The following is a 24,314-nucleotide window of genomic DNA, read 5'->3' as shown; positions in this document are numbered from 1 at the left end:
GTGGCCCCCTCTTTCTTGGCTGTTTAGGGTACTATAACCTGTGAGGCAAACATATTGGGCAAGTCGATTATTATTGTCCGCCCATATTTGAGTTTTATTTCAGCACTTTTGGAGAAAACATGGCAGGAATGCTAATGCGGGTTCTCACGTCGATACTCATTTTGGCTGCGACCTTATCGCTTACGGGTTGTGGCGATGACAGGCCAGAGAAAATTGAGAAGTATCAACAACTCACTCAGCAGCGCCTCTCGACACTCAATACTATGCTCGAGGACGGCCAAGTACGTAACGCCAATCTGCTCAAGCAATACAGCAGTTTGCTCAAACAGCAAAAGCCCGATTTCGCGCCACTCTTGGATGAATTAGCCAAGGATTCGACCGCCGAAGGGCCAATGTATACCTCGCTGAAGCGCCGCTTAGACGATGCCAAAAACTCGGCTAACTTTACCGATCTCGACCAGCAACTCGCCGAGGTTGAGAACCTTTATCAAGCGGCCGATCCCAGCCTGTATAACGACATGCTTTCCGATCCAGTGAACGTGATTGCCGATATGTCGGAGGGCAAGCTTGCCCGTGTTAATGCCATCAGCCGTGAAGCGGCGGCCCTTGCCAATAATGCCGAAGATTTTGGCCCTGGTAGCCAATTGGTGGGTAACCCGGCTTACGGTAGCTGGCAGACAGACTCGAGCGGCATGTCCTTCTGGGCTTGGTACGGCATGTATTCGATGTTTTCGAATATTTTCCACCGCCCCATTTATTACGACCGTTGGTCGGGTAACCGTGGCTACAGCTATTACAACGACGTAGGTCGCTATCGCTACACCTCGCCAAAACAAGCACAGGCGCAGGAAAAAACCTTCGAGCAGACCAAAAAACGTTTCGATTCTCAAGGGAAACGCTTCGACAGCCCCTATTCAAAATCGCGTACAGGTGCCACGGCTCTCTCCCGTGAGAGCAGCAGCGCACCTAAAACCAATACCACAGCGAATAAGTCGAGCGCGCAGTCGGGCAGTAAATTCCGCTCAAATTATTCTAAAGACAGCAGTTTCCGTAATTCCAGCAACCGCACGACCCGCAGTGTGCGCCGAGGCAAGTAAACTAAAGGATCTCCCATGACATTATTTCAGGATTTCGGTATCACACCAGAGCTAGTCACCATACTGGCAATTGACCTCACTATTGCGGTTATCTTATTGACATTAATGCGTTATTTGCAGGGCTGGAGCGTCAGAGTCAACAGCAGTAAAGAACTGGCTGAACGCGATAACTTTGCCTTTGGGATCAGTACCGCTGGCGCCGTTGCCGCGCTCGGCATAGTGCTAACGGGTGCAATCACTGGCGCCGCTGCGCCCTCGTATTTAACCGAAGCTATTGGCATGAGCGCCTACGGGTTATTTGGTTTAGTGCTGATTAAACTCGGGCGCTTTTTACACGACAAAATCGCGCTAAACGAGTTAGATAAGAACCAGCAAATCCTTAAAGGCAACGTGTCTGTCGCCATTGTGGATGCGAGCGCGGCCATCGCTACCGCGATCATTATTCGCGCCGTACTGCTATGGGCCGAGGATTTAACACTCGATACCTTTATCGCCATCTTCAGCGCCTTTGCGATTTCGCAGTTGATGCTAGTGCTACTCACCCGCCTACGCGAAAAACGCTTCGCGAGTCGTAATCAAGACTCTTCTATGCAACAGGCGCTCGCCCAAGGCCACACTGCGTTAGCCATTCGCCACGCAGGCTTTATGATCGCCATGGCACTAAGCTTTAATGCCGCGAGTCATTTTATCCTGTTCAACCCAACCGCCTATGTGACTAACATCATCGGCTGGTTAGTGTTCTCCATCATCATGTTGGTGGTACTGACACTGCTGCTATTTGTGATCAAAAAGCTGGTGCTGGCACGAATCGATTTAGCGGATGAAGTCGAAAGACAGCACAACATTGGTATCGCTGCCGTAGAAATGGCCATCAGTATTGCTATCGCACTTATTCTCACGGCCCTAATGGCGTAATCCAATGCACGAATCCCAAACAACCAGCTCGGCGACTCAAGCGGTACAAACGAGTCGCCTAAGCTGGTTCGATGATGTCCTACTATTGGGCATTATGGCCGTGCTCGCTGGGTGCGGCCTGATCTACGAATACCTGTTGTCCCACTACGCAGGCCGGATCTTAGGCGCGTTAGAAGCCGCCATTTACACTATGATCGGCCTGATGATCGTCTCCATGGGTCTTGGCGCCTTTGCCGCACGCAAAATTAAAGATGCCTTTACTGGCTTTGTGGTGCTGGAACTCACGGTCGCGCTCTGTGGCTCGCTGGCGATTTTAATTACCGCTGCCGTGATAGGTTTTGGTCAGCAGCTGCCGATGCTTATCGCCTCCACCTTAGGTTTACCACCGGATCAACTGCCCGAAGGTGGCATGATTGGCTCGCTGCAAAAGCTGAGCGAACATCTGCCCTATGTCTGGGGCGTGCTGCTCGGCTTGATGATCGGGATGGAAATTCCGCTGATCGCGAGGGTGAGACAATCCCTATCAGATGAACACTTACTGCATAATGCCGGTACCATTTATGGCGCCGACTATATTGGTGCAGGCATTGGCGCGGCCATTTGGGTCGGCTTTATGCTGGCCATCGATATTCAACTCGCCGCAGCTCTGACCGCCAGCTTTAACTTGCTCGCCGGCTTTGTGTTTATCTGGCGTTTTTGGCCCAAAATCCAAAGAGCAAAATTATTGCTCGCGGGGCATTTTGTGGTCACGGGCGTATTATTATTGCTCGCCATTCAAGGGCCGAGTTGGGAGCAACAGTTCAACAATCTACTTTATAAAGACAAAGTGGTTTACGCTAAGGCCACGCGTTTTCAACAACTTACCTTTACCGAGCGCTTACGCGGCAATGGCCTCTCCCCCATATACTCTTTGTATATCAATGGCCGATTACAGTTTTCGAGTATCGATGAGCATATCTACCATGCGTTTTTAGTTCACCCAACGCTTGCGGCCAGCGCTCGCCACAACAAGGTATTAATCATTGGTGGTGGTGATGGACTGGGCCTAAAGCAAGTGCTGCGTTGGGAACCTGAGCAAGTGACCTTGCTCGATCTTGATGCCGCATTGGTGCAACTCTTTAAAACGCCCGATACGGATATGCCTAAACGCCTAAGCCAAGCCCTGTTAGCCCTTAATGGCAATGCCTTTAACGATCCTCGCGTTAAGGTGATTAACGACGATGCCTTTAATGGAGTCGATAAATTGATTGCCGCAGGAGATAAATACGACGCCATTATTGTGGACTTGCCCGATCCTAGCCATCCCGATTTAAATAAGCTCTATTCGGATTATTTCTATCGCAAGCTCAAGGAACTAATGAGCAATGATGGCGCTCTGACTGTACAGTCAACCTCACCCTATCACGCGCAAAAGGCCTTTATCTCGGTAGCCAAAACCTTGGCCTTAGCGGGGTTTGACGTAAAACAGTATCACCATAACGTCCCAAGCTTTGGAGAATGGGGCTGGAGTATTGCCACCCTATCTGGAAAGGATGCCCAGCATCGCCTTGGCGAGCTGACCACACTACCGATAGCGGATGACTGGTTAACCTTAGGTTTAGTCAAAGGTGCCTTTGAATTTCCTGCCAATTTTTATCAGGACGCCGCCAGTATTAAGCCTAACGAACTCGGTTCGTTACAGTTGTACCATTATCATCAACAGGCATGGTCCGAAACCCAAGGACTGGATCTTTTTTAACGGATAAAGATAGTGCTTGACATATTATGTCTCGGTGCTATCTTTGAATACAGACATAATATGTCAATAAGGACAAATATGAATATCCATACTCTTGCTAATCACCTCAACAGCCTTGGCAATAACAGCCAGACCGGCTTCCAATTCGATTGCTATCCAATTGATGGTGAAGTCGAAGTGTTGCAAGTGAATGTGGTCGGCCGTGAAGAAATCCCGGTATTCGTATCGGTGACGGACAACCAAATTCTCTGCATCAGCTACCTGTGGGGCGAGAACGAAGTAAACCAAGAACGTCGCAGCGAAATGTTTGAAACCATGCTCGAATTAAACATTCCAATGCCATTGTCAGCCTTTGCCAAAATTGATGACAAATACGTGGTTTACGGCGCGCTGTCTCTGCAATCTAGCATGCTCGAAATCGAGCAAGAGTTAGCAGTCTTATCCGATAACTGCTTAGAAGTTATCGATGAAATGGTCGACTATCTGAAATAAGGAGCCACAATTATGGGCATTCTGAACAAAATTTTAACAGCGTTTCGCGGTGGTGCCACCGAAGTTGGCCAAAGCATCGTAGACGCAAACTCGACTCGAATTTTCGAACAGGAAATCCGTGATGCCGAGAAACACTTAACCAACGCCAAGCGCGAACTGACCGATGTGATGGCGAAAGAAATGCAAGCCAGCCGTGAAGTTGACCGCTTAAAGCGCTCAATTGCCGAACACGAAGGCTATGCAACGCAAGCTTTAGATAAAGGCAACGAAGCCTTAGCCATTGAAGTAGCTGAAAAAATTGCTCAATTAGAGCAAGAGCTGGCTGAGCAGCAAACTGCTAATGATAGCTTCAGCGCCCATGCAGTACGTCTGAAAGATTTAGTGAAGAAAACCGAGCGTCAACTGTCTGATTATCAACGTCAGTTAAGCATGGTTAAAACCACTGAAAGCGTACAAAAGGCGACGGCGACCATTACCGACTCTTTTGCCTCAAGCAACTCTAAGCTGCTGAATGCCAAAGATTCATTAGAGCGTATCAAGGCGCGTCAACAACAGTTTGACGACAGATTGAAAGCCGCTGAAACCTTAGCCGAAGAAGGCAGCGATAAATCATTGCAGGCCAAATTAGCGGAAGCTGGCATTGGTGAGCAAAAATCGAATGCCAACGCCGTGCTCGAACGTATCAAGGCACGTAAAAGCTAATTCATGATTGACCAAACGCCGAGCACCGATGGGACCATCACCCCCTATTGTGCTCGGCTTTTTTGTTTTTTGTTTTAGACACGCGAATATGTCCAATCACCCACTCATAGCGTGAGCTTTGGCATTGTGCGCACTGTTTAGGAGCGAATATGGGATTTTTTAACAGTATTTTTGGTAAAAAGGCGCCGCCAGCGCGTGAACTCAATCATCCCTCTGCGCTCAAGATCGGCGATATGATCTCCATCGACAATAGTTTTGCTCTGCCGCCACAATTGCGCGGTCAACAACTGAAAGTCGAAGCGGTGAATACCTATGAGTTTGAACGCAATCAGCAAACCGAGTGGGTACTTAAGGGTCATGGTAGCGAGACGCTATTTTTGAGTATTGAAGAAGACGATGAAACTTACCTCGCCTTCTCTATGAAAATTACCCGCGCGCAGGTGGAACAGTTATTCGATTTAGAGCAATTCAGTACCCTGTTCGATGAACCAGGTCATGCCGAACTCACCACTCAGGAGTTGTCGCCACAGTTAGCCGAGCAGCTCGAACAATGGCTGGGTAAGCAATACCATCAAGTGACCTTTGCGCTGTTTGGCTATTTTCACCGCGAAGACTACCGCGGCCTAAAACCACCGCAGGATGCCAATGGTGCAACCGGCGAGCCCTTCGAATATTATTTACTGCTCGATGATGACGAAAGCCGCGCGGTAGAAGTCGAAGTGTACGAGGGAGGCGATACCGATGTGGTACTGACCTTATACCGCCCCCTGTCGGACATTCGTGACTACTGGCCCGGTCAATAAAGTTTGGCATACGATAAAGTGCGCGACTCGCACTTTATTGCTTAAGCCATTACAATCCCAATTAAATTCGCTCGAATTGTACGGTTGATAGCAACAGGTAACGCCTAATGAGTAAAACGAAACACCCTCTCCCAGAGCAATGGCAAAAGAACCAGCAAGCCGCAAAAGCGACGCAAGTGGCCTTCGATCTCGATGAAAAGTTTCAATATTCAATTCGTAAAGCCGCACTCGATGCGGGTGTCAGCCCTTCCGATCAGATCCGTACCATTTTGGGCTTAAGTGTTTCAAAACGTCCGACTCGTCCCCGCTTAACCGTCTCTCTAAACGCCGAAGATTATGTACAACTCGCTGAAAAATACGGCCTTAGCGCCGATTCTCAGCTTGAGATTAAACGCCGCGTGCTCGAAGACTTAGTACGCTTTGTCGCCGAAGATTAATTGCTGTTACGCCTCTCAGCATTTAAGCGCCCGATAAACCTAAGTCGGGCGATTTATCACAAAGTTAATTTACTCATAGCGTAAACTCTTTTACCTTAGACATTCGCCTTAAAACACAGGGATCATGTTAGGCATGACAGATAAAACCCCTTGGTCGCTCCGCTCTTTGGGTAATCCATCTCCCTTCGAATTCGCCATGATGCTGTTATCGCTGCTCTCGGTCATCATAGTGTTAGTGATGACCTTTGGCCGACTCGACAAAGAAACCTACCGATTACTGTTTTTTATCGATACCACGATTTGCATGATTTTTATGGTCAACTTTTTCGTTGGCCTGTTTCGCGCACGCGATAAAGTTTTTTATCTGCGCCATCATTGGATCGATTTTATCGCCAGTATTCCCGCCATCGAGGCACTACGCATCGCGAGGGTGTTCCAAATTTTGCGGGTAATTCGTTTAATCCGCATGAGTCGCTCCTACCTTATTCCCTTGATAAAGCAGCGTAAACAAGCCACCCTCGCCAGTTTACTGGTCGCTATGGTGACCATTTTAACCTTCGCATCTATCATCATTCTGATTGTCGAAAGTGGTACCGAAGGCGCCAATATCCAAACCGCCGAGCAAGCCATATGGTGGGCCTTAGTGACGATTTCGACCGTGGGTTATGGCGATTTTTATCCCGTCAGCACCGCAGGGCATATTGTGGGCGGTATAGTGATAGTCAGTGGCGTAAGCTTTTTCGGGGTGATTTCGGGTTATATGGCCTCGGTATTTGTCGCCCCCGATGAAAGTGAGCGCCAAGAACGTCAGGACGCGCATAAGGCAGAGATTAAAAGCGAACTCGAAATGGCTCTTGCCAGAATGGAAGAAAACCAGCGGCAGATGGAGCAGAATCAGGCGCAGATGTTGGCCAAAATTGCCGAGTTAAAACAGGCATTGGAAGCCCAAAAGAATTAGGAAGGCATGGCCTTCCTAAACTTTATTCAAAGTGGTGACGACCAATCGGCCGTTTACCAATAGGTCGTTTGCGTCATCGCGTTTTGTCTCGATGCCTCCATCGCAAAAAGTAAGCTTTGCTGCTTAGCCTCAAGCCAGTCGCTTAAATCGATGCCAAGGGCTTGCGCCGCCAGCGTTAATTGCTGATAACAAGCTAAGGTTCTAATCCCTAACACTAAATCCTGCCAAGGTGCCCTGAAAGCATCGCGGGATTTTGCTTCATACAAAAGCCCATAGGCTTGCCCGACTTGAATACTCTCATCGAGTAACGCCGCGCACTGTAAATAATCCTCGGCTGTCATGGTCTTATCGCTAGGCATGGCAGCCAAAACCGCCTGCCATGAGGCTTCCTGTGCATTATCAGCATGCTGGGATAATCCAAGTTCTGCGGGCAGCTCGAGCTTACCCGCGCTGAGCGCCAATAGGATCTCGACAATCGCTAACTGCAATTGACCGTATTCAACACTTTGCCAGAGTGAGTCTAACCGCCCAGAGATATCCATGGCCTCAAATTGCAGCTGTAGTTGTTGCATCAAGGCTTGACGGGCATCGTGCCGAGTGAATAAGCCTTTTTGACTACCGAGCAAAGCTGCTAGGGCCTGTGCCTCCTCAATGAACACCTGCTGGGATTCAATCAGAGTAAAGTGCTGCATCAAAGTAGCGTTAGCGAGGCCAAACTGGCTCAGCGTTATCCGTAATAAACGGATACAGGCGCGCATCCGCCACCACAGGGCAATGACGGCTTCGTTATCGTGTTCTTCGGCAATCATGGCTTCGAGCAACTGCCAACGTTCGAGCGCAGTTTCCAGTAAGACTTGGCAAGTGGCAATTAAATCCTGTTGGTGGGGCTGATGAAGGTTGAGATCTTCAGGCACGGGCAGTGGTAAATACTCGAGTGCACTTAAGGTTAGCGGCTTAGATTGCCCCGCGAGTCGATAGCCGCGCTGCGCCTTACTGGCTTTACCTAAACGAACAGGGACGCTGTCGGCCACTTGCGTCGCCAAGGTTAATAAGGCACTGGCATCCCCCGACAATAGCTCAAATTCGAGTTCGCAGAGGGCTTCATGCTGACCATTAGCGGTAATGTCCCCCGTGTCCAAGGCAACCTCTATAAGGCTCTCTTGGAGAGTCACATGCCAAGCTCGGCGATAAAAATCGGTGTGAAATACGCAGCCAAGTGCCGCTTGCACTGAGGCTAAATCGGCATTGGCGGGCCAGATATTGGCGGGAAAGAGGCTTAAATTTGGGCTGTCGGCTTCAATGGTGACGTTATATTCGGGACGAGAATGGATCCCGCCAACCACTTGCCCCGCCGTCTTAATGGTTTGCTCTTTGTGACCATCGAACCCGCGCACCCTTAACCCCATGTCCCATTGGCGTAATTGTAATCCGGGTGTATCAAAGTAACCGTTGCTTAAGCGGCGCTTTCCCTGCGGAGTGGCGTTTGGCAGGCTATCTAACTTATTTATCAAGGATTCTTGAAACTTAGGGAGGAAAAACAGTTTTAATTCTATCTCTGCATTCATTGCGGCACCGCTCATTTTGTCATCAAAGATTCATTGATGCGTCACTTTTAGTTCATAATGTCACAAATGTGTCATAAAAATCCCGTAGGATTTGGTTTTGAAGTTGGTATATAACCCGTTAGAATAAAGCTGTGATTTTTTCTCAAAAAACACAGTTTCAATACGCGGACGCATAGGGTAACATGCGCCCGCTTTTTCCAATCATGGAACAATCTAAATAGGTAAACGGCAATGCCAGTAAACTCTATTTTGGGCGTGTTTGCAAAATCGCCAATCAAGCCTCTTCAAGAGCACATGGACAAAGTCTACGATTGCGCATCGTTACTGGTCCCCTTTTTCGAAGCCACCATCACAGGTAACTGGGATGGCGCAGTTCAACTACGCAAGCAAATCAGTTTAGCGGAAAAGCAAGGTGACTCACTCAAGCGTGAAATTCGCCTCACTCTGCCAAGCGGTTTGTTTATGCCAGTTGAGCGTACAGATCTATTGGAACTACTGACTCAACAAGACAAAATCGCTAACAAAGCAAAAGATATCTCTGGTCGTGTTATCGGCCGTCAATTATTAATCCCTCAGGTCATGCAAGTGCCCTTTATTGCGTATCTACAACGTTGTATCGACGCAGTAGGTCTTGCAAAACAAGTCATTAACGAACTCGAAGATTTGCTTGAAGCAGGTTTCCGCGGTCGTGAAGTCGACTTAGTGGCTAAAATGATCAACGAACTCGATATCATCGAAGAAGATACTGACGATCTACAAATTCAATTACGTCGTCAACTATTTGCATTGGAATCAGAATTGAATCCTGTCGATGTGATGTTCCTCTATAAAACGATTGAATGGGTCGGCGGTCTTGCAGATCTTGCCGAACGAGTCGGTTCGCGTCTTGAGCTTATGCTGGCTCGCGTTTAATAAATAAGGTTATCAAGGTATCAATATGGTTGATGCAGGTATGGAGGTGGCTAACGTCTTAGCCACTAATGGGCCGTGGCTTATTGCCATTGCGGCCGCGTTTGGTTTTCTAATGGCGTGGGGTATTGGTGCGAACGACGTGGCCAATGCAATGGGAACCTCTGTGGGTTCCAACGCTATTACTATTAAACAAGCGATTATTATCGCAATGATCTTCGAATTTGCTGGTGCTTACTTAGCCGGCGGCGAAGTAACCAGTACGATCCGTAACGGTATTATTGATTCAAGTTACTTTACCCAAACCCCTGAATTGCTGGTATACGGCATGATTGGCTCGCTGTTAGCCGCAGGGATTTGGTTAGTTGTCGCATCAGCCTTAGGCTGGCCAGTATCGACCACTCACTCAATCGTGGGTGCGATTATCGGCTTCGCGGCTGTGGGTGTTGGCACTGATTCAGTCGCTTGGGAAAAAGTAGGTGGTATCGTTGGCTCTTGGGTCATCACCCCTGCAATCTCTGGCTTTATGGCTTTCATTCTGTTCCAAAGCACGCAAAAACTGATTTTCAACACAGATAACCCACTCGCTAACGCGAAACGCTATGTGCCTTTCTACATGGCATTTGCGGGCTTTATCATGTCGTTAGTCACCATCCTTAAGGGTCTATCACACGTTGGTATTCACTTAAAAGGTGCCGAAGCGTACTTGTTAGCCGGTGTGATTGCGCTGATCGTGGGTATCGTGGGTAAAGTGGTAATTTCTCGTTTAAAAATGGATGAGAAAGCCACCCACAAAACCATGTACGCTAACGTTGAAAAAGTGTTTGCTATCCTGATGGTACTCACCGCCTGTTGTATGGCGTTCGCCCACGGTTCAAACGACGTAGCTAACGCGATTGGCCCATTAGCGGCGGTTGTGTCTGTGGTAAACAGTGGCGGTCAAATTGCGTCTAAGTCTGCGTTAGTTTGGTGGATCCTGCCTTTAGGTGCCGTTGGTATCGTGATGGGTCTGGCAATCTTCGGTAAGCGCGTGATGCAAACCATTGGTAAAAACATCACTCACTTAACCCCAAGCCGTGGTTTTGCTGCCGAATTAGCTGCAGCATCAACCGTAGTTATTGCCTCTGGTACTGGTTTACCTATCTCAACTACACAAACCTTAGTGGGTGCGGTATTAGGTGTGGGTATGGCCCGTGGTATTGCTGCAATCAATATCGGTGTAGTACGTAATATTGTTGTGTCTTGGGTGGTAACCTTACCTGCGGGTGCGGGTCTGTCGATCATCTTCTTCTTTATGATTAAAGGTATCTTTAACTAAGAAGCCCAAGGTGACTATGGCAAGCCTGCCGTAGAAACGCACAAAACACACAGGAATCGCTAGCATGGATGCGGCAAAGTTGAGGGAAGTCTATGACTTCCCTCTTGCATTGCAGGCCTCAAATCCCTAGCATGTGGTCACTATTTCGTTGATGAGAATACAAAAGTGTTAAGAATGCTGACTCTGGTGGGAATGATGTTACTCTCCCCCAACCTGCTGGCCGAAGGCCAACCCCGTTATATCTCGGACAACGTGTTTCTTTATATTCTCAATGGTCCGAGTACAGACTACCGTATCTTAGGCTCGATTGAAGCGGGACAACCTATTACCTTATTGGGCGAAACCCAAGGCGATTACTCCAAAATTGTCGACCACAAGGGTCGCGAAGGTTGGGTACCAACTAACATGATTAGTTCTACCACCAGTTTTCGCGAGCAAGTATCGTCACTCACCAGTGAACTGGCTGAAGCCAAGGCAAAACTGGACGAAGTGATGAGCTCAACCGATAACCACGCCGATGAAGTGGCCGAACTTAAAGCCAAGCTGACCGAAGCCGAAGCTATGCTTAACAAAACCACTCAAGAGCGTGACAGTTTGAAAGTGGCCGTGGATCGCAGCGCTCAGGAAGCACAATTTGCCCTATGGCGTGAAGGTGGTTTGATAGCAGCGGCCGGTTTAGTGGTGGGGGTGATTTTGGTGTATCTGCCGAGACCACAGCGCCGCAATAAAAAGCGTTGGATGTAAATTTTTACGCGAATCACCTGAAAGTAAAATCAAAAGCCAGTGTTTTCAAACACTGGCTTTTTTGTCAATTGAGCGTTACATCTGGCGCGTAACAAGCTAATCAAACAATCTTCACATTCTTTCACGCTATAGTGTTGTCCGTCACATTTTGGTTGTATAATCTGCGCGCGCAAAGCTTCATATTGTATACAAAATATCAAATGCGTTTCGCGCCCCCCATTTTTGTTTCAACAATAGAGCCGAAAACAACTGGCCAAGATGGAAGCGATTACTATGTTCAAAGCGAGTGAAGTGCTGGCAGGCCGCTACGATTCTGCCAATCTCGACGAACTGTTCAAAGCCGTCACCGACAACTACATTGTCGATGAAGAACAATACTTGTCAGAGCTAATCAAACTAGTGCCCTCCAGTGATGAAGCCATCGAGCGCGTCACTCGTCGTGCCCACGAACTGGTCAACAAAGTTCGTCAATTCGATAAGAAAGGTTTAATGGTTGGCATCGACGCCTTCCTGCAGCAATACAGCTTAGAAACACAGGAAGGGATTATCCTGATGTGTTTAGCCGAAGCCCTGCTGCGTATTCCCGATGCGGCCACCGCCGACGCCTTGATTGAAGATAAACTCTCAGGCGCAAAATGGGATGAACACTTAAGCAAGAGCGATTCGGTACTGGTTAACGCCTCCACTTGGGGCTTAATGCTCACTGGCAAAATCGTCAAACTCGATAAAAAAATCGATGGTACGCCAAGCAACCTGTTAAGCCGTTTAGTAAACCGTTTAGGTGAGCCTGTGATCCGCCAAGCCATGATGGCGGCGATGAAGATCATGGGTAAGCAGTTCGTTCTCGGTCGCACCATGAAAGAAGCGCTCAAGAACAGTGAAGACAAGCGTAAATTAGGTTATACCCACTCCTACGATATGCTGGGTGAAGCCGCGCTGACGCGTAAGGATGCCGAAAAATACTTTAACGATTATGCCAATGCGATTACCGAGTTAGGCGCGCAAAGCTATAACGAAAACGAATCTCCACGCCCAACCATTTCGATCAAGCTGTCGGCACTGCACCCACGTTACGAAGTCGCTAACGAAGACCGTGTACTGACCGAGCTGTATGACACAGTTATTCGCCTGATTAAGTTAGCCCGTGGCTTAAATATCGGTATTTCTATCGACGCCGAAGAAGTTGACCGCCTCGAACTGTCATTAAAACTGTTCCAAAAGCTGTTTAACGCTGACGCCACTAAGGGTTGGGGCTTACTCGGTATCGTAGTGCAAGCTTACTCTAAGCGCGCCCTGCCTGTACTGGTATGGTTAACCCGTCTAGCGAAAGAGCAAGGCGACGAAATTCCGGTTCGCTTAGTGAAAGGCGCTTACTGGGATAGTGAGCTGAAATGGGCACAACAAGCTGGCGAAGCCGCATACCCACTCTACACCCGCAAAGCAGGTACCGACGTATCTTACTTAGCCTGTGCGCGTTACCTGTTATCTGACGCCACCCGCGGCGCGATTTACCCCCAATTTGCCAGCCACAACGCGCAAACCGTTGCCGCGATTTCAGATATGGCGGGCGATCGTAACCACGAGTTCCAACGCCTACACGGCATGGGACAAGAGCTGTACGACACTATTCTGTCGGAAGCTGGCGCGAAAGCGGTACGTATCTACGCCCCAATCGGTGCCCATAAAGATCTACTGCCCTACTTAGTGCGTCGCCTACTGGAAAACGGTGCGAACACCTCGTTCGTACACAAGCTGGTCGATCCTAAAACCCCTATCGAGTCTTTAGTGGTTCACCCACTGAAAACCCTGACAGGCTACAAAACCCTGGCTAACAACAAAATCGTTTTACCTACCGACATCTTCGGTAGCGATCGCAAAAATTCCAAGGGACTCAATATGAACATCATTTCAGAAGCAGAGCCATTCTTCGCGGCCTTAGACAAATTCAAATCGACGCAGTGGCAAGCGGGCCCTCTGGTTAATGGCCAAACCTTAACTGGCGAGCACAAAACCGTGGTGAGCCCATTCGATACCACCCAAACTGTGGGTCAAGTGGCCTTTGCTGACAAAGCGGCTATCGAACAAGCTGTGGCCTCTGCCGATGCGGCGTTTGCAACTTGGACTCGTACTCCGGTTGAAGTACGCGCCTCAGCCCTGCAAAAGCTTGCGGACCTGTTAGAAGAAAACCGCGAAGAACTGATTGCTCTGTGTACCCGTGAAGCGGGCAAGAGCATTCAAGACGGTATCGATGAAGTGCGTGAAGCCGTAGACTTCTGCCGCTACTACGCGGTGCAAGCTAAGAAGCTGATGTCAAAACCTGAACTGCTCCCTGGCCCAACGGGTGAATTAAACGAACTCTTCCTCCAAGGTCGCGGTGTGTTCGTCTGTATCAGCCCATGGAACTTCCCATTGGCTATCTTCCTAGGCCAAGTATCAGCAGCCCTCGCTGCGGGTAACACTGTAGTAGCTAAACCTGCAGAGCAAACCTCTATCATTGGTTACCGTGCAGTGCAGCTCGCACACCAAGCGGGTATTCCAACGGACGTGCTGCAATATCTACCAGGCACAGGCGCTACCGTAGGTAACGCACTGACGGCAGATGAGCGCATCGGCGGCGTATGTTTTACCGGTTCAACGGGCACAGCCAAACTCATCAACCGCACACTGGCCAACCGTGAAGGCGCAATTATTCCATTAATCGCCGAAACTGGTGGTCAAAACGCTATGGTGGTTGACTCTACTTCTCAGCCAGAACAAGTGGTTAACGATGTAGTATCTTCATCCTTCACCAGCGCGGGTCAACGCTGCTCGGCGCTGCGTGTACTCTTCCTACAGGAAGATATTGCTGACCGCGTTATCGACGTACTCCAAGGTGCGATGGATGAGTTAGTGATTGGCAACCCAAGTTCAGTGAAAACCGACGTAGGCCCAGTTATCGATGCGACCGCGAAGGCGAACCTTGACGCCCATATCGACCACATCAAGCAAGTGGGCAAGCTTATCAAGCAAATGTCCCTGCCAGCGGGCACTGAAAACGGTCACTTTGTGTCGCCAACTGCCGTTGAAATCGACTCAATCAAAGTGCTTGAAAAAGAACACTTTGGTCCAATCCTGCACGTAATCCGTTACAAGGCATCTGAACTTGCCCATGTGATCGATGAAATCAACAGCACAGGCTTTGGCTTAACCTTAGGTATCCACAGCCGTAACGAAGGCCATGCCCTCGAAGTAGCTGACAAGGTTAACGTAGGTAACGTGTACATCAACCGTAACCAAATCGGCGCAGTCGTTGGCGTACAGCCTTTCGGCGGCCAAGGTCTGTCAGGCACAGGTCCAAAAGCCGGTGGTCCACACTACTTAACTCGCTTCGTGACTGAAAAGACACGCACTAACAACATCACCGCTATCGGTGGTAATGCGACCCTGTTGTCACTGGGTGATAGCGACGCCTAAGTCCTAACGACTTATTGATAAACGAAAGCCAGACTCAGTCTGGCTTTTTTATGGGCTAATGAATGTGTATACCTATATTCAATGAGAGAAATGATCATAGGAATCAGTGGCTCGACCATAAACTTCCGTTGTCTTGGTGTCGGTAGCTAATCCTAAAAGAGTTACACCCCGTTTTTGCTTACATACATGCATCGATAAACTTATCTAATCAATGATTAAGCACCGTCATTTCAGTGACACGCAGCAAGTACATCCTTGTATGCTCGACCGTGACATCCATGTCACGGACGGTCACTTCCATGTCGGCGCTTAATCCTGCTAACCATTGAGTATCCTGTTAGCTTGAACATGCCTCAATTTTGTCTTTTCGTTGCAAAATTAAAAAATGGATGTGTCAATCAATCAGCTTTTCGATAAATTCTCGATAACTCTCACTAACTGAAGAACCAAGCCTTTATAGAAGGCCAGGCATCCATTTTTTCTAATTTATCGTCACCGCAATTGTGAACTTTGACTAATTCGTTATGGCATAAATCAATTACTGAATTCATAATCGGTGGTTCTTCCATTTCAATACTGATTCTACGTTGTTGAAAGGTTGTTAATTCATCTTCACTGTGTTCTTCCTTAGCAATTATGTCTGACTCTAAGTACAGATATTTCTGTCTAAGTGAGGCGTGAAATAATGACCTCCCTTTAGTATCAACAACTAAATCTAGGATCTGAGCTAAAGTAACAAGACATGCCAAAACTTTTGCACATGTAGTATTGTTCTGATAAATCGTTACAAAAGCTGCAGAGCTTGTTACAAGGGAAAACACAGTTATAAATTTTCCAGCCTTTGAGTAAAAGTTCTGTAAGTGCATGTGGTAACGAACACCAAGTCTAGTATTCCACAGTATGTCCCATCTTTTACTTACCATAAATTCACCTTTTTATTACTTTCCGGTGTTTTTTCCCGCTCCGGGTTCAGGTGGCGTCGTAGTTCGTTGAGTAATATCTACCCCGCCTCTTTGTCCTGATGGTTCTCTTTGCAATACGCTATCATTTGTATAAATCAGCCTACCATATGAACTATCAGACTTAGCTTTATTATCGTTGTCATCTTTTGAGCTTTTATTGCTATGTTTTACCATTTTTAACTCCATTGTAGGTCATTAATTCAGAGTTTAAACTTATACTGACTGCTATAAAAAGCTTAAAAATTAATTATTTTCTAAATTGATTGTGCCACCCATTTTAAATGTCCAGTTATTGATAACTCACTTTCGGGTTTATGAATGGTTAGGGTAATTGAGCATTGCCATAAATTGACCATTCACGGCATGGTAAAGCTCGTCTTTTGGATCAGCAGATTACGCTGATTTCAAAAGGCAAACCATGGTAATGTGCGAGACGACCGTCCGCCCCATGGACGGGGCGGTCGAGCATCCACGGATGGACTCGCTGCGTGTCGGTGAGTCATTACCATGATTGGCCTCACTCCTAATTTTGGCCAGATGCCAATCATAACTTCCTCTTAGGGAGATAAAATTTAACAAACCGCCATTCACTCTATAGTTACGTTTTAAGTTATTGTGTGAACAACACCTTTAGCATGAACTTTTAAGCCTATTCCTCCCAAATGAACCAGCTCTAAAACAGGACTTCAAAACTACCAATGTGAGCGGCTTCAAATTGTGAATAGGCGAGATTTGAAAGCGATATGAGGGGATTGCGCCTAAGAGATAAAAACCTTCATAATCGCCATTCAATCAACCGATTTTTTACTTTCTCAAAGTCACTTTCTCAAGGCAACTATGACATTCTCGCTATTAGATATTTCTGCATTAACGTGGTTTATCGTTTCTTGGGCTGGCTATACCGCTTTTGCCCGACGTAAGGCGAAGGATACCGACTGTATTGCCCGTGGCCTGCATAAGCACAGGATCTACTGGATGCTCGAGCTGATGACTCGAGGCGTGCGGGTAGGCGATGCGGCGTTATTAGCTAACCTTGAGCGTAATATTGCCTTTTTTGCTTCGACCACACTGTTCGTACTGGCGGGGGTATTAACCTTATTTGCACAGGTTGAACGCCTCGAAGCCGTGATCGCCACTATTCCCTATGCTACGCCGCCGAACCACTCTTTAGTTCAAGTTAAGCTGGCGCTATTAGTAGTAATCTTCGTGATGGCGTTTTTCCAATTTACCTGGTCGATGCGCCAATACGGCTTTGTAAACGTGATGATTGGCGCAGGCCCCATGGATAGCGAAGGCGCCAACGACAACCTCAAAGCCTACGCTCGGCAAATGGCGACAGTGCAAGATCAAGCCGCCCATTCCTATAACTATGGCCTGCGGGCTTACTACTTTTCGATGGCCGTGCTCTGCTGGTTTGTGCACCCGATACTGTTTATTTTGGCCAGCCTATTTGTGGTGGTCACCCTATATCGCCGCGAATTTAAATCCCGCGCCGTGATGGCTATTACCGCCGCCAAGGCACATTTGGGCAGCGAATATCAAGCGCGAGAAGCCCAGCGCCAAGCCAAGTAGTCGCCAGCCAACCCCAGACTGCGCCCGCCAAAGCGCAGTCTGATTCTTGTTCTATACTCATTGGGTTAATCACCAATCAATAAGTGGGAGTGAGCCATGAGTGATAATCTGTTAACTGTGGATGAAGTATGCAAGTTGCTGGATAAGAGCCCGGCAACGATTAAACGCTATGCACGGGAAAACCTGCTCAGCAGCGTGAAAGACGGTGAAGAATTGCGATTCCCCGAAGAAGAGGTCAAACGTTACTTAGCCTTTTCGCAGCGCTTAGGAAGATAAGCCGCTGCGCCTTGTATCGATCCATCCCCAAATGGACTTGGGATGCCTCGCTTATCCTTGTATAGCCATCTGTCCGACTTTCCGCACCTGATTTAGGAATAAATTTGCCGATACCGTTCGCCTAACACGTCGAGAATGATCTGCTGGTCCACTGTGAGTCCTGTGACTTGAGGTGGCGCCTCTCCCAACTGGTACTCGTGCACCCCGCCAAAGCGTAAAAAAATCCACCGCGCAGTCGGTTTTTGCGTGGGTTTCTTTTTCATGTCCGCCACACTCCGGTTCTGCTCTACTAAGCCCTGCCGGATCCGGTGCTCCAGCGCCGCATAAATCATCAGGCTACAGGTCATCACCATCAGCAACGCTTCGATACGTTCCGGTTTTTTAAGATATAACGAGGAGGTTAAAAATTCGGGACTTTTCAGAAACCTAAAACCACGCTCGACATTCTGCTGGGCTTTATAGGTAGCCAACAGCTCAGCCATGGTGAGCGTTTCACTGTGATCATTGGTCGCGAGGATGAACACCCCTGTCTGGTTGCGCGCCTCAGCCACCCGCGCCAAGCTACTTGCGGCTAACCCCTTGATGTGAAATTGGTAGTTCACCGGCATTTCACCCTTTTGGGGCCTTCCGCGCCCTGCATAGATAGGTTCACTCACGACTTCTGCTTCTAGTTGCAGCAGATTTAAGCTGACAGCAAAACGGGCTAATTCAGCCTGCGCATCGGTCTCGCAGGCAAAACGCTGGGCACATAATTTGTTGAAGGCTTTCAGTTCACGCGTGCTGTCTTTCAGTAGGTTTTTGGCTAATGTTTGCTGCTCACGGTGGCTGGCCTGTTCGCTGCGCACCAGCAACCAACGCTGCGCGACGTCGGCATAATTGGCGCTTTGCCAACAGCCATGATAGCCATTGCCCAGCGCAACCAGCGACTGGGTGCCAATGGTTGCCACGGCTCGCTTGGCTTCATTGAGGGTGACAGGCACACGAGTCACGAACAACTGTTGCTGTTGTGCCAGTAGTTGCAAGGTGTCGGCGCAATACAGCGCCGCATCGCCGACCAGATAACGACTCTCCTGCGCGGCCTTGAGACTGCTCAAGTGGCGCCGTACCGTCTGGGCAAAGGCCTTGGTATCATTAATATTACCACTCAAGGCTTGCATGTAGATGGGCAGGCCGGCCTGATTTTCACAGATAAGCTCCAGGATAACCTGGTTTAGCTCTGGCCGATGGTCGCGGCTATAGCCCCGTACCAATTGCAACTTACCGAGCTGCTCGCCATCGGCTTGGTCATAGGCGCCATCGACGTGGAAGCTGGTGATATCGAGGTGTACTGCAGTACTTTTGAGCCCCAATCGTTCAACGACCTGCTCCGCCATCACCTGATAAAGCGTGCTGACATCGGCCTCAAAGAGGGCATCAAGGCAGCGGCCGAGCACATCATCATTGAGGTCATCGGCACAGATCCCCGGGCCAATCAGGCGTTCTACAGGCTTGTTGGCAAAGAATTGCGGGAACATGTGCAAGGTCGAACTATGAAAGCCAAGACCGTTCAGTATCATCGCCACCAACGCTTCACCATGTGAGACTTTGTAGGGCGGCGTTTTGGGTAGCACCGCATCAATCATGCGAGCAATGCCGAGTTCTTGGCAAAGTGCAGCGACCAAACCAAGGTGGTCGAGGTTACGGATAGAGATAGCGGGAGCGGCCATGATGAATTACCTGCAAAAGAGAGTAATAGATCAGAATGACCGATCGCCGTCAAGTTTTTTAAATCGAAAATTAGGTGCGGAATGACGGATCTGTAACTGCCTGTAAGATAAGAATTCCCGTTGTGATTCCTCCAGCCCAAGTTCTGCTGCTAAGGCGAGGAGCTGTGCTTCATAGATTGGCAGCTTAGCTTCATCATTAGTCATGATTGCAAGCTCGGCAAAGTCACCTAAGCCTTCGAGCCAATCAAGCGTTAAATGAAATTCCCCAAGAAAATACACGCTGCGGCGTTTTTTAATCTCAAGCACACATTGATACCCTAAAGTCCGTAGCATACTTTTGGCTTTGTTGGCATCCGTAATATTGACCGCCTCACAGCGGTCTTTCTCGGGCCCTTTCACAATCCACAGCATGATGCCGGAGGGCTGCATCTCGCGAATACACAGGCTTTTATGCTCAGCCGCTAAGGAGGCTATAGGTGAATCAAAATAGCAGTCATGCTCAAGATTATCCTCGAGCATCACCTCGGGTGATTTAGCGCTTAAGCGCGCCCAAAAAGCCTCGCGGTCTGTGAGTCGATACTTAAGCTCTACCTCAAACTTGCCGTTAAAATGGGCGTTAATTTGCGGGGCTAATTCTTTTGGTGCTGGATCTGCTTGCATAGGGTTATTCATCTAACGGCTTTACTCCTGCTGCACATATTTCTCACCCAATCGACATCCTGACTCAAGCTAAGCGACGATAGAGCGCCTGATAGGCGGGACAAGTTTGCAGTAACTGCTGATGATCGCCCGATGCCACAATTTGCCCCTCGGCGAGGAGGTGAATTTGGTCCATCTTGGCCATCGCCGTTAATCTGTGGCTGATCATTAGCAAGGTTTTATCCTTTGCAAATTCAAATAGTAAACTTAAGATTTCCCGCTCGGTGCGCTTATCTAAGCCCTCGGTTGGCTCATCTAACAATAACAAAGGCGCATCACGTAGCAGTGCCCTCGCCACGCCGATACGGCGCTGCTCGCCGCCCGATAACTGCCGGCCACCCTCGCCAATCCACATATCTAGTGGCTTATCGCCTTTGAGCAACTCGCCTAGACCTACCTGCTGTAAGACTTGGATAAAACGCTCATCATTGGCGGTGCGTTTTTGCCCTTCTGGCACAGGCAAAGCGATAGCAAGGTTCTCCCGCAGCGTGCCCGCGTACAGGTAAATCCGCTGGCTTACCACAGTCATCGCCGATCTTAAGGCGGCCTCGCTATAGTCCGTCAGCGGCTGACCATCGAGGCAAATTTGGCCACGCTGCGCCTGCCATTCCCGGGTGATTAAGGACAATAAACTGGATTTGCCGCAGCCCGTGGCGCCCAATAACGCCACCTTTTGCCCAGGCTGTACCGTTAAGGATAAGCCCTGCAGTACGCTCTGATTGCCGTGATAGCCAAAGTGGATATCCGTCATCTGCAGCCCGCCCGATGTCGCGCTAAGCGTTGAATCTTCGTTAAAACGAATATCGCTTTCTTGCTCGGTGATTTCGTGGATTCGGGTCGCCGCCAGCACACAGCCCGACAAATGTTGGAAAGCGCCCGCGATTGGCATCATCATTTCGACGCAGGCCATGGTGGCAAACACCATCAAGGCGAACATGGGGCCGGGAGGCACGGCATCACCCACGCCATTGGCGGCTAAAAATAGCATCATGATGAGCGCCGAGCCCGTCGCGAGGATCAGCATGGCTTGGCTCAAGGCGGTGATATTTGCCATCGCCCCTTGGCTGGTAAATAACGCCTGCTCGGCCTCGTCAAGCTTGTGCCTGTATCTGGCGTTTGCACCAAATAAACTCAGTTCTGCTTGGCCCTGCAGCATCTCAAGCAACTGCACCCGATATTGGCGTTTGGTCTCCAGCATATTGCGACTTGGCTCGTGCCCAAGCCGATAAAACAGCAGTGGTAGCAGCAGCCAAACCACCACTAAAAACAGGCATAAACTTAGGGCCAGCTTGGCATCAAACCATGCGAGGAACAGATATAACAACGCCGTCATCAGTAAGGAAGCCGCCATCGGCGTCAACAATCGTAAATACAGATGGTCGAGCGTGTCTATATCCGCCACGAGGCGGTTGAGCATATCCGCACGGCGCAACCCCTGCAGATTTTTAGCGCTGAGTGGGAAGAGTTTTCGCCACGCCCAAACTCTGAGTTCCGTCAGTAATTTAAAGGTCGCCTCATGGGTCGCGAGGCGCTCACCGTAACGGCTGGCCGTTCGCGCGATAGAAAGAAAACGCACGCCACCTGCGGGAGTAAAAAAGTTAAAGGATTGGGAGCCGATAACCGTTAATCCCGCCACCGCTGTCGCCGATAAAAACCAGCCCGACAGCGACAATAAACCAATCCCCGCCATAAGTGTGGTCAGAGTGAGCACTAGCCCAACGACCATCATTAGCCATTGGTGGGAGAACAACCGAATAAAGGGAAGGAGTATTTTCATTGTGCGGCTCCTTCGATTGTCCCTAACGCGATATCGCTGTGGGTATCAGGCATTGACGGTTCAAGCCCAATATCGGCTACTGATTCAGTATTTTCATGCAACATGGTTTGGAATAACCCCACCTCAGTAGACAGCGTCGCAAAATCCCCCCGCTGGACTATCTTGCCCTTATCGAGCACCAGGATGGACGACATATGATCCAGCTGATCGACCCTGTGGGTCACCATAATGCCCATCTTGCCCGCCATCGCCGCTTTTAAGGTGCGGCTAACGAGTTGTTCGCTGACACTGTCTAAACTCGCCGTCGGTTCATCGAGAATAAAGACCTGCGCCGCCTGCCCCAATGCCCGCGCGAGCGCAATACGTTGCGCCTGCCCAACCGATAAGGTCGATGACTGCTCGCCTATCGGCGTGGCTAACCCAAGGGGTTGCGCGCGGACAAACTCATGGATATTGGCCTGCTCCAGCAATTGCCAAACCTGCTCATCCGTCATTTCGGGATTGGCTAAGGCGACGTTTTCCCGCACTGTGCCATGGAATAACTGCGGCTCCTGCCCAAGCCATGCTAACTGCTGTCGCCAATGGGCAAGGTCGAGGCTTGCGAGCTCAACCCCATCGATTAGCAGCTTGCCTTTATAGGGTAAAAATCCTAATAAGGCATTGAGTAAACTTGTTTTACCGGCACCGCTTGGGCCAACCAGAGCCAAGTGTTCGCCCTGCTTCAACTCAAAACTGATGGGGCCGAGTAAACGGCTGCCATCGGTACTATAGACTTCTAGATCTTTTACGCTAAGGTGAGTCAGCTTATCGAGTCGCGTTTGCAGCCCTAGCTTGTCCTGCGCAGAACCCGACTTTGGCTCAGAACTCGACTCGGGCTCAGGATGCTCCAGCAGTGTCATCAATGCTTGGGCTGCGCCAATCGCCTGCGCTTTAGCATGGTAGTGAGTGCCCATATCCCTTAGGGGCTGATAAAACTCAGGCGCCAAGATTAAGATAAATAAGCCGACAAACAGGCTAAAAGGTAAGCCTTCATTCGCATTAGGCCCAAGTTGAGCGTGCGCGCCATAGTAGCCAAAATCGAGGTGACCTAAATAACTGAAACCAAAGTAAACCGCTAATACGGCAATCGATACCGCGGCAAAAAACTCCAGTACCGCCGAACTTAAAAAGGCCATGCGCAGCACTGACATAGTACGGCTACGGAACTCCTCCGAGGCTTTTTCGATAACCTTAAGTTCAGCATCCCCCCTATGGAACAGTTTTAAGGTCGCCAGCCCTTTTAATCTATCCATAAAGTGGCCACTTAATCTGGCTAAGGCATTGAAGTTTTTACGGTTGGCATCGGCCGCGCCCATACCGACAAGGATCATAAACAGCGGGATAAGTGGCGCGGTTAACAGCAAAATCAGCCCCGCCGCCCAGTTGATGGGAAACACGGCGATGAGGATCAATAAAGGGATCACGCCAGCAAGGGTCATTTGCGGTAGATAACGGGCATAAAAATCTTGTAAATCTTCCACTTGCTCCAAGACTATGCTCGCCCAACTGCCTGCGGGTTTACCTTTAATAAACGCAGGCCCTAGCCGAGTTAACTTATCCATTACCGCACCGCGGATCTGTTGGCGTAAGCGCTTACCCGCTTCAAAACTGGCGCGCTCGCGGCCATAGGCGAGTAAGGCTCGCAGCAACATTAAGCCAATCAGGGCCATAAAATGTGGCAGATAATCGCTCGCACCTACAGCAGGCTGGATTGGCGTGCTATTCCCTCCCTCAGTAAAAGCCTGCAAGGCATTGTCAACAATGACGCCATCGAGGAGTGTGGCTATCAGATAAGCCTGTGCTATCAATGCAATAGCACTTAACATTCCACACCATACGGAGAGCTTAACAAACCAGCCACAGGCTTTTTTTTGCGACTTGAGCCAAACGAGAAGGGACTTTTCTAACGACTTATCCATGGTGCTCCAACAGAAACTAGCAAAGCAGTAGGTTGTAGAAATAGGCTAAACACTGAATCCCCCCGAGGGGCTTGCAAGTGTTGAAAAGTTTCGATAGGGACGCAGTATCGCAGGCATCCAAGGTAGATGAAACCTTAGCGAAAGCTTTTGTTAGCCTATTCACAAAAATGAGATAAAGATCAATAAATTCCCAAAGTACGGGAACCCAGAGCTGATTCTCGCCGCCAGCTTAA

21 protein-coding genes are annotated in these 24,314 nt (G+C 49.1%); 14 read left to right on the top strand and 7 right to left on the bottom strand.

Annotated elements, in window-relative coordinates; genetic code table 11:
• Positions 1 to 119: 119 nt before the first annotated feature.
• The 8 genes from SHEWANA3_RS04355 to SHEWANA3_RS04320 all read left to right on the top strand — a co-directional run bounded on the left by SHEWANA3_RS04355 (position 120) and on the right by SHEWANA3_RS04320 (position 7,142).
• Entirely contained in the window at positions 120 to 1,097 is a 978-nt protein-coding gene (locus SHEWANA3_RS04355) for a hypothetical protein (RefSeq protein ID WP_011715975.1), read from the top strand.
• 15 nt (positions 1,098 to 1,112) lie between these two features.
• Positions 1,113 to 2,012, top strand: coding sequence for a DUF350 domain-containing protein (locus SHEWANA3_RS04350; RefSeq protein ID WP_011623854.1), 900 nt, complete (start codon positions 1,113 to 1,115; stop codon positions 2,010 to 2,012).
• A 4-nt stretch (positions 2,013 to 2,016) separates the two neighbouring features.
• Positions 2,017 to 3,750 (top strand): polyamine aminopropyltransferase, encoded by a 1,734-nt coding sequence (locus SHEWANA3_RS04345; protein ID WP_011715974.1) that lies wholly within the window; start codon positions 2,017 to 2,019, stop codon positions 3,748 to 3,750.
• Between the two features lie 78 nt (positions 3,751 to 3,828).
• Positions 3,829 to 4,242: a DUF2170 family protein gene (locus tag SHEWANA3_RS04340; protein ID WP_007645549.1), complete on the top strand. Its 414-nt coding sequence runs from the start codon at positions 3,829 to 3,831 to the stop codon at positions 4,240 to 4,242.
• A gap of 12 nt (positions 4,243 to 4,254) precedes the next feature.
• Positions 4,255 to 4,944: a PspA/IM30 family protein gene (locus SHEWANA3_RS04335; RefSeq protein WP_011715973.1), complete on the top strand. Its 690-nt coding sequence runs from the start codon at positions 4,255 to 4,257 to the stop codon at positions 4,942 to 4,944.
• Between the two features lie 149 nt (positions 4,945 to 5,093).
• Positions 5,094 to 5,747: a hypothetical protein gene (locus tag SHEWANA3_RS04330; protein ID WP_011715972.1), complete on the top strand. Its 654-nt coding sequence runs from the start codon at positions 5,094 to 5,096 to the stop codon at positions 5,745 to 5,747.
• A gap of 107 nt (positions 5,748 to 5,854) precedes the next feature.
• Positions 5,855 to 6,184, top strand: coding sequence for a hypothetical protein (locus tag SHEWANA3_RS04325; RefSeq protein ID WP_011715971.1), 330 nt, complete (start codon positions 5,855 to 5,857; stop codon positions 6,182 to 6,184).
• A 133-nt stretch (positions 6,185 to 6,317) separates the two neighbouring features.
• Positions 6,318 to 7,142 carry an ion transporter gene (locus tag SHEWANA3_RS04320; RefSeq protein ID WP_011715970.1) on the top strand — a complete coding sequence of 275 codons (825 nt, stop codon included), beginning with the start codon at positions 6,318 to 6,320 and terminating at the stop codon, positions 7,140 to 7,142.
• Positions 7,143 to 7,195: 53 nt separating this feature from the next.
• Here SHEWANA3_RS04320 and SHEWANA3_RS04315 read toward each other — a convergent pair whose 3' ends face one another.
• A complete protein-coding gene (locus SHEWANA3_RS04315; RefSeq protein WP_011715969.1) occupies positions 7,196 to 8,707 on the bottom strand; it encodes a CYTH and CHAD domain-containing protein in 1,512 nt (503 codons plus the stop codon).
• A gap of 231 nt (positions 8,708 to 8,938) precedes the next feature.
• On the opposite strand from SHEWANA3_RS04315, the gene SHEWANA3_RS04310 reads away from it, so the two are divergent.
• From SHEWANA3_RS04310 to putA, 4 genes are all read left to right on the top strand, one after another.
• Complete coding sequence (locus tag SHEWANA3_RS04310; protein ID WP_011623862.1) at positions 8,939 to 9,619, top strand: TIGR00153 family protein; 681 nt, start codon at positions 8,939 to 8,941, stop codon at positions 9,617 to 9,619.
• 25 nt (positions 9,620 to 9,644) lie between these two features.
• A complete protein-coding gene (locus SHEWANA3_RS04305; protein ID WP_011715968.1) occupies positions 9,645 to 10,934 on the top strand; it encodes an inorganic phosphate transporter in 1,290 nt (429 codons plus the stop codon).
• A gap of 195 nt (positions 10,935 to 11,129) precedes the next feature.
• On the top strand, positions 11,130 to 11,678 hold the full coding sequence (locus tag SHEWANA3_RS04300) for a TIGR04211 family SH3 domain-containing protein (RefSeq protein WP_011715967.1): 549 nt from the start codon (positions 11,130 to 11,132) through the stop codon (positions 11,676 to 11,678).
• Positions 11,679 to 11,936: 258 nt separating this feature from the next.
• The gene (gene putA, locus SHEWANA3_RS04295; protein ID WP_011715966.1) at positions 11,937 to 15,131 is read left to right on the top strand and encodes a bifunctional proline dehydrogenase/L-glutamate gamma-semialdehyde dehydrogenase PutA; all 3,195 of its coding nucleotides are present in this window, start codon (positions 11,937 to 11,939) and stop codon (positions 15,129 to 15,131) included.
• 434 nt (positions 15,132 to 15,565) lie between these two features.
• Here putA and SHEWANA3_RS04290 read toward each other — a convergent pair whose 3' ends face one another.
• Positions 15,566 to 16,054: a hypothetical protein gene (locus tag SHEWANA3_RS04290; protein WP_011715965.1), complete on the bottom strand. Its 489-nt coding sequence runs from the start codon at positions 16,052 to 16,054 to the stop codon at positions 15,566 to 15,568.
• Positions 16,055 to 16,069: 15 nt separating this feature from the next.
• Entirely contained in the window at positions 16,070 to 16,267 is a 198-nt protein-coding gene (locus tag SHEWANA3_RS04285; RefSeq protein ID WP_041412554.1) for a hypothetical protein, read from the bottom strand.
• A gap of 663 nt (positions 16,268 to 16,930) precedes the next feature.
• Here SHEWANA3_RS04285 and SHEWANA3_RS04280 point away from each other — a divergent pair.
• Together SHEWANA3_RS04280 and SHEWANA3_RS04275 are read left to right on the top strand one after the other, a co-directional pair.
• Positions 16,931 to 17,665 carry a DUF599 domain-containing protein gene (locus SHEWANA3_RS04280; protein WP_011715964.1) on the top strand — a complete coding sequence of 245 codons (735 nt, stop codon included), beginning with the start codon at positions 16,931 to 16,933 and terminating at the stop codon, positions 17,663 to 17,665.
• A gap of 96 nt (positions 17,666 to 17,761) precedes the next feature.
• A complete protein-coding gene (locus SHEWANA3_RS04275) occupies positions 17,762 to 17,941 on the top strand; it encodes a helix-turn-helix domain-containing protein (RefSeq protein ID WP_011623867.1) in 180 nt (59 codons plus the stop codon).
• Between the two features lie 92 nt (positions 17,942 to 18,033).
• Here SHEWANA3_RS04275 and SHEWANA3_RS04270 read toward each other — a convergent pair whose 3' ends face one another.
• The 4 genes from SHEWANA3_RS04270 to cydD are packed head-to-tail and all read right to left on the bottom strand — an operon-like array spanning position 18,034 to position 24,081.
• Positions 18,034 to 19,647, bottom strand: a complete 1,614-nt coding sequence (locus tag SHEWANA3_RS04270; RefSeq protein WP_011715680.1) for an IS1634-like element ISShes12 family transposase — start codon at positions 19,645 to 19,647, stop codon at positions 18,034 to 18,036.
• A 30-nt stretch (positions 19,648 to 19,677) separates the two neighbouring features.
• Positions 19,678 to 20,319, bottom strand: a complete 642-nt coding sequence (gene cyaB, locus SHEWANA3_RS04265; protein ID WP_011715963.1) for a class IV adenylate cyclase — start codon at positions 20,317 to 20,319, stop codon at positions 19,678 to 19,680.
• Between the two features lie 52 nt (positions 20,320 to 20,371).
• Positions 20,372 to 22,123 (bottom strand): cysteine/glutathione ABC transporter ATP-binding protein/permease CydC, encoded by a 1,752-nt coding sequence (cydC, locus tag SHEWANA3_RS04260; protein WP_011715962.1) that lies wholly within the window; start codon positions 22,121 to 22,123, stop codon positions 20,372 to 20,374.
• Complete coding sequence (cydD, locus tag SHEWANA3_RS04255) at positions 22,120 to 24,081, bottom strand: cysteine/glutathione ABC transporter permease/ATP-binding protein CydD (RefSeq protein WP_011715961.1); 1,962 nt, start codon at positions 24,079 to 24,081, stop codon at positions 22,120 to 22,122. The genes cydC and cydD overlap by 4 nt, the downstream gene beginning before the upstream one ends.
• Positions 24,082 to 24,314 lie beyond the last annotated feature (233 nt).

The organism is Shewanella sp. ANA-3 (assembly GCF_000203935.1).
GTDB lineage: Bacteria > Pseudomonadota > Gammaproteobacteria > Enterobacterales > Shewanellaceae > Shewanella.
This window is presented reverse-complemented; position numbering and strand designations above follow the sequence as displayed.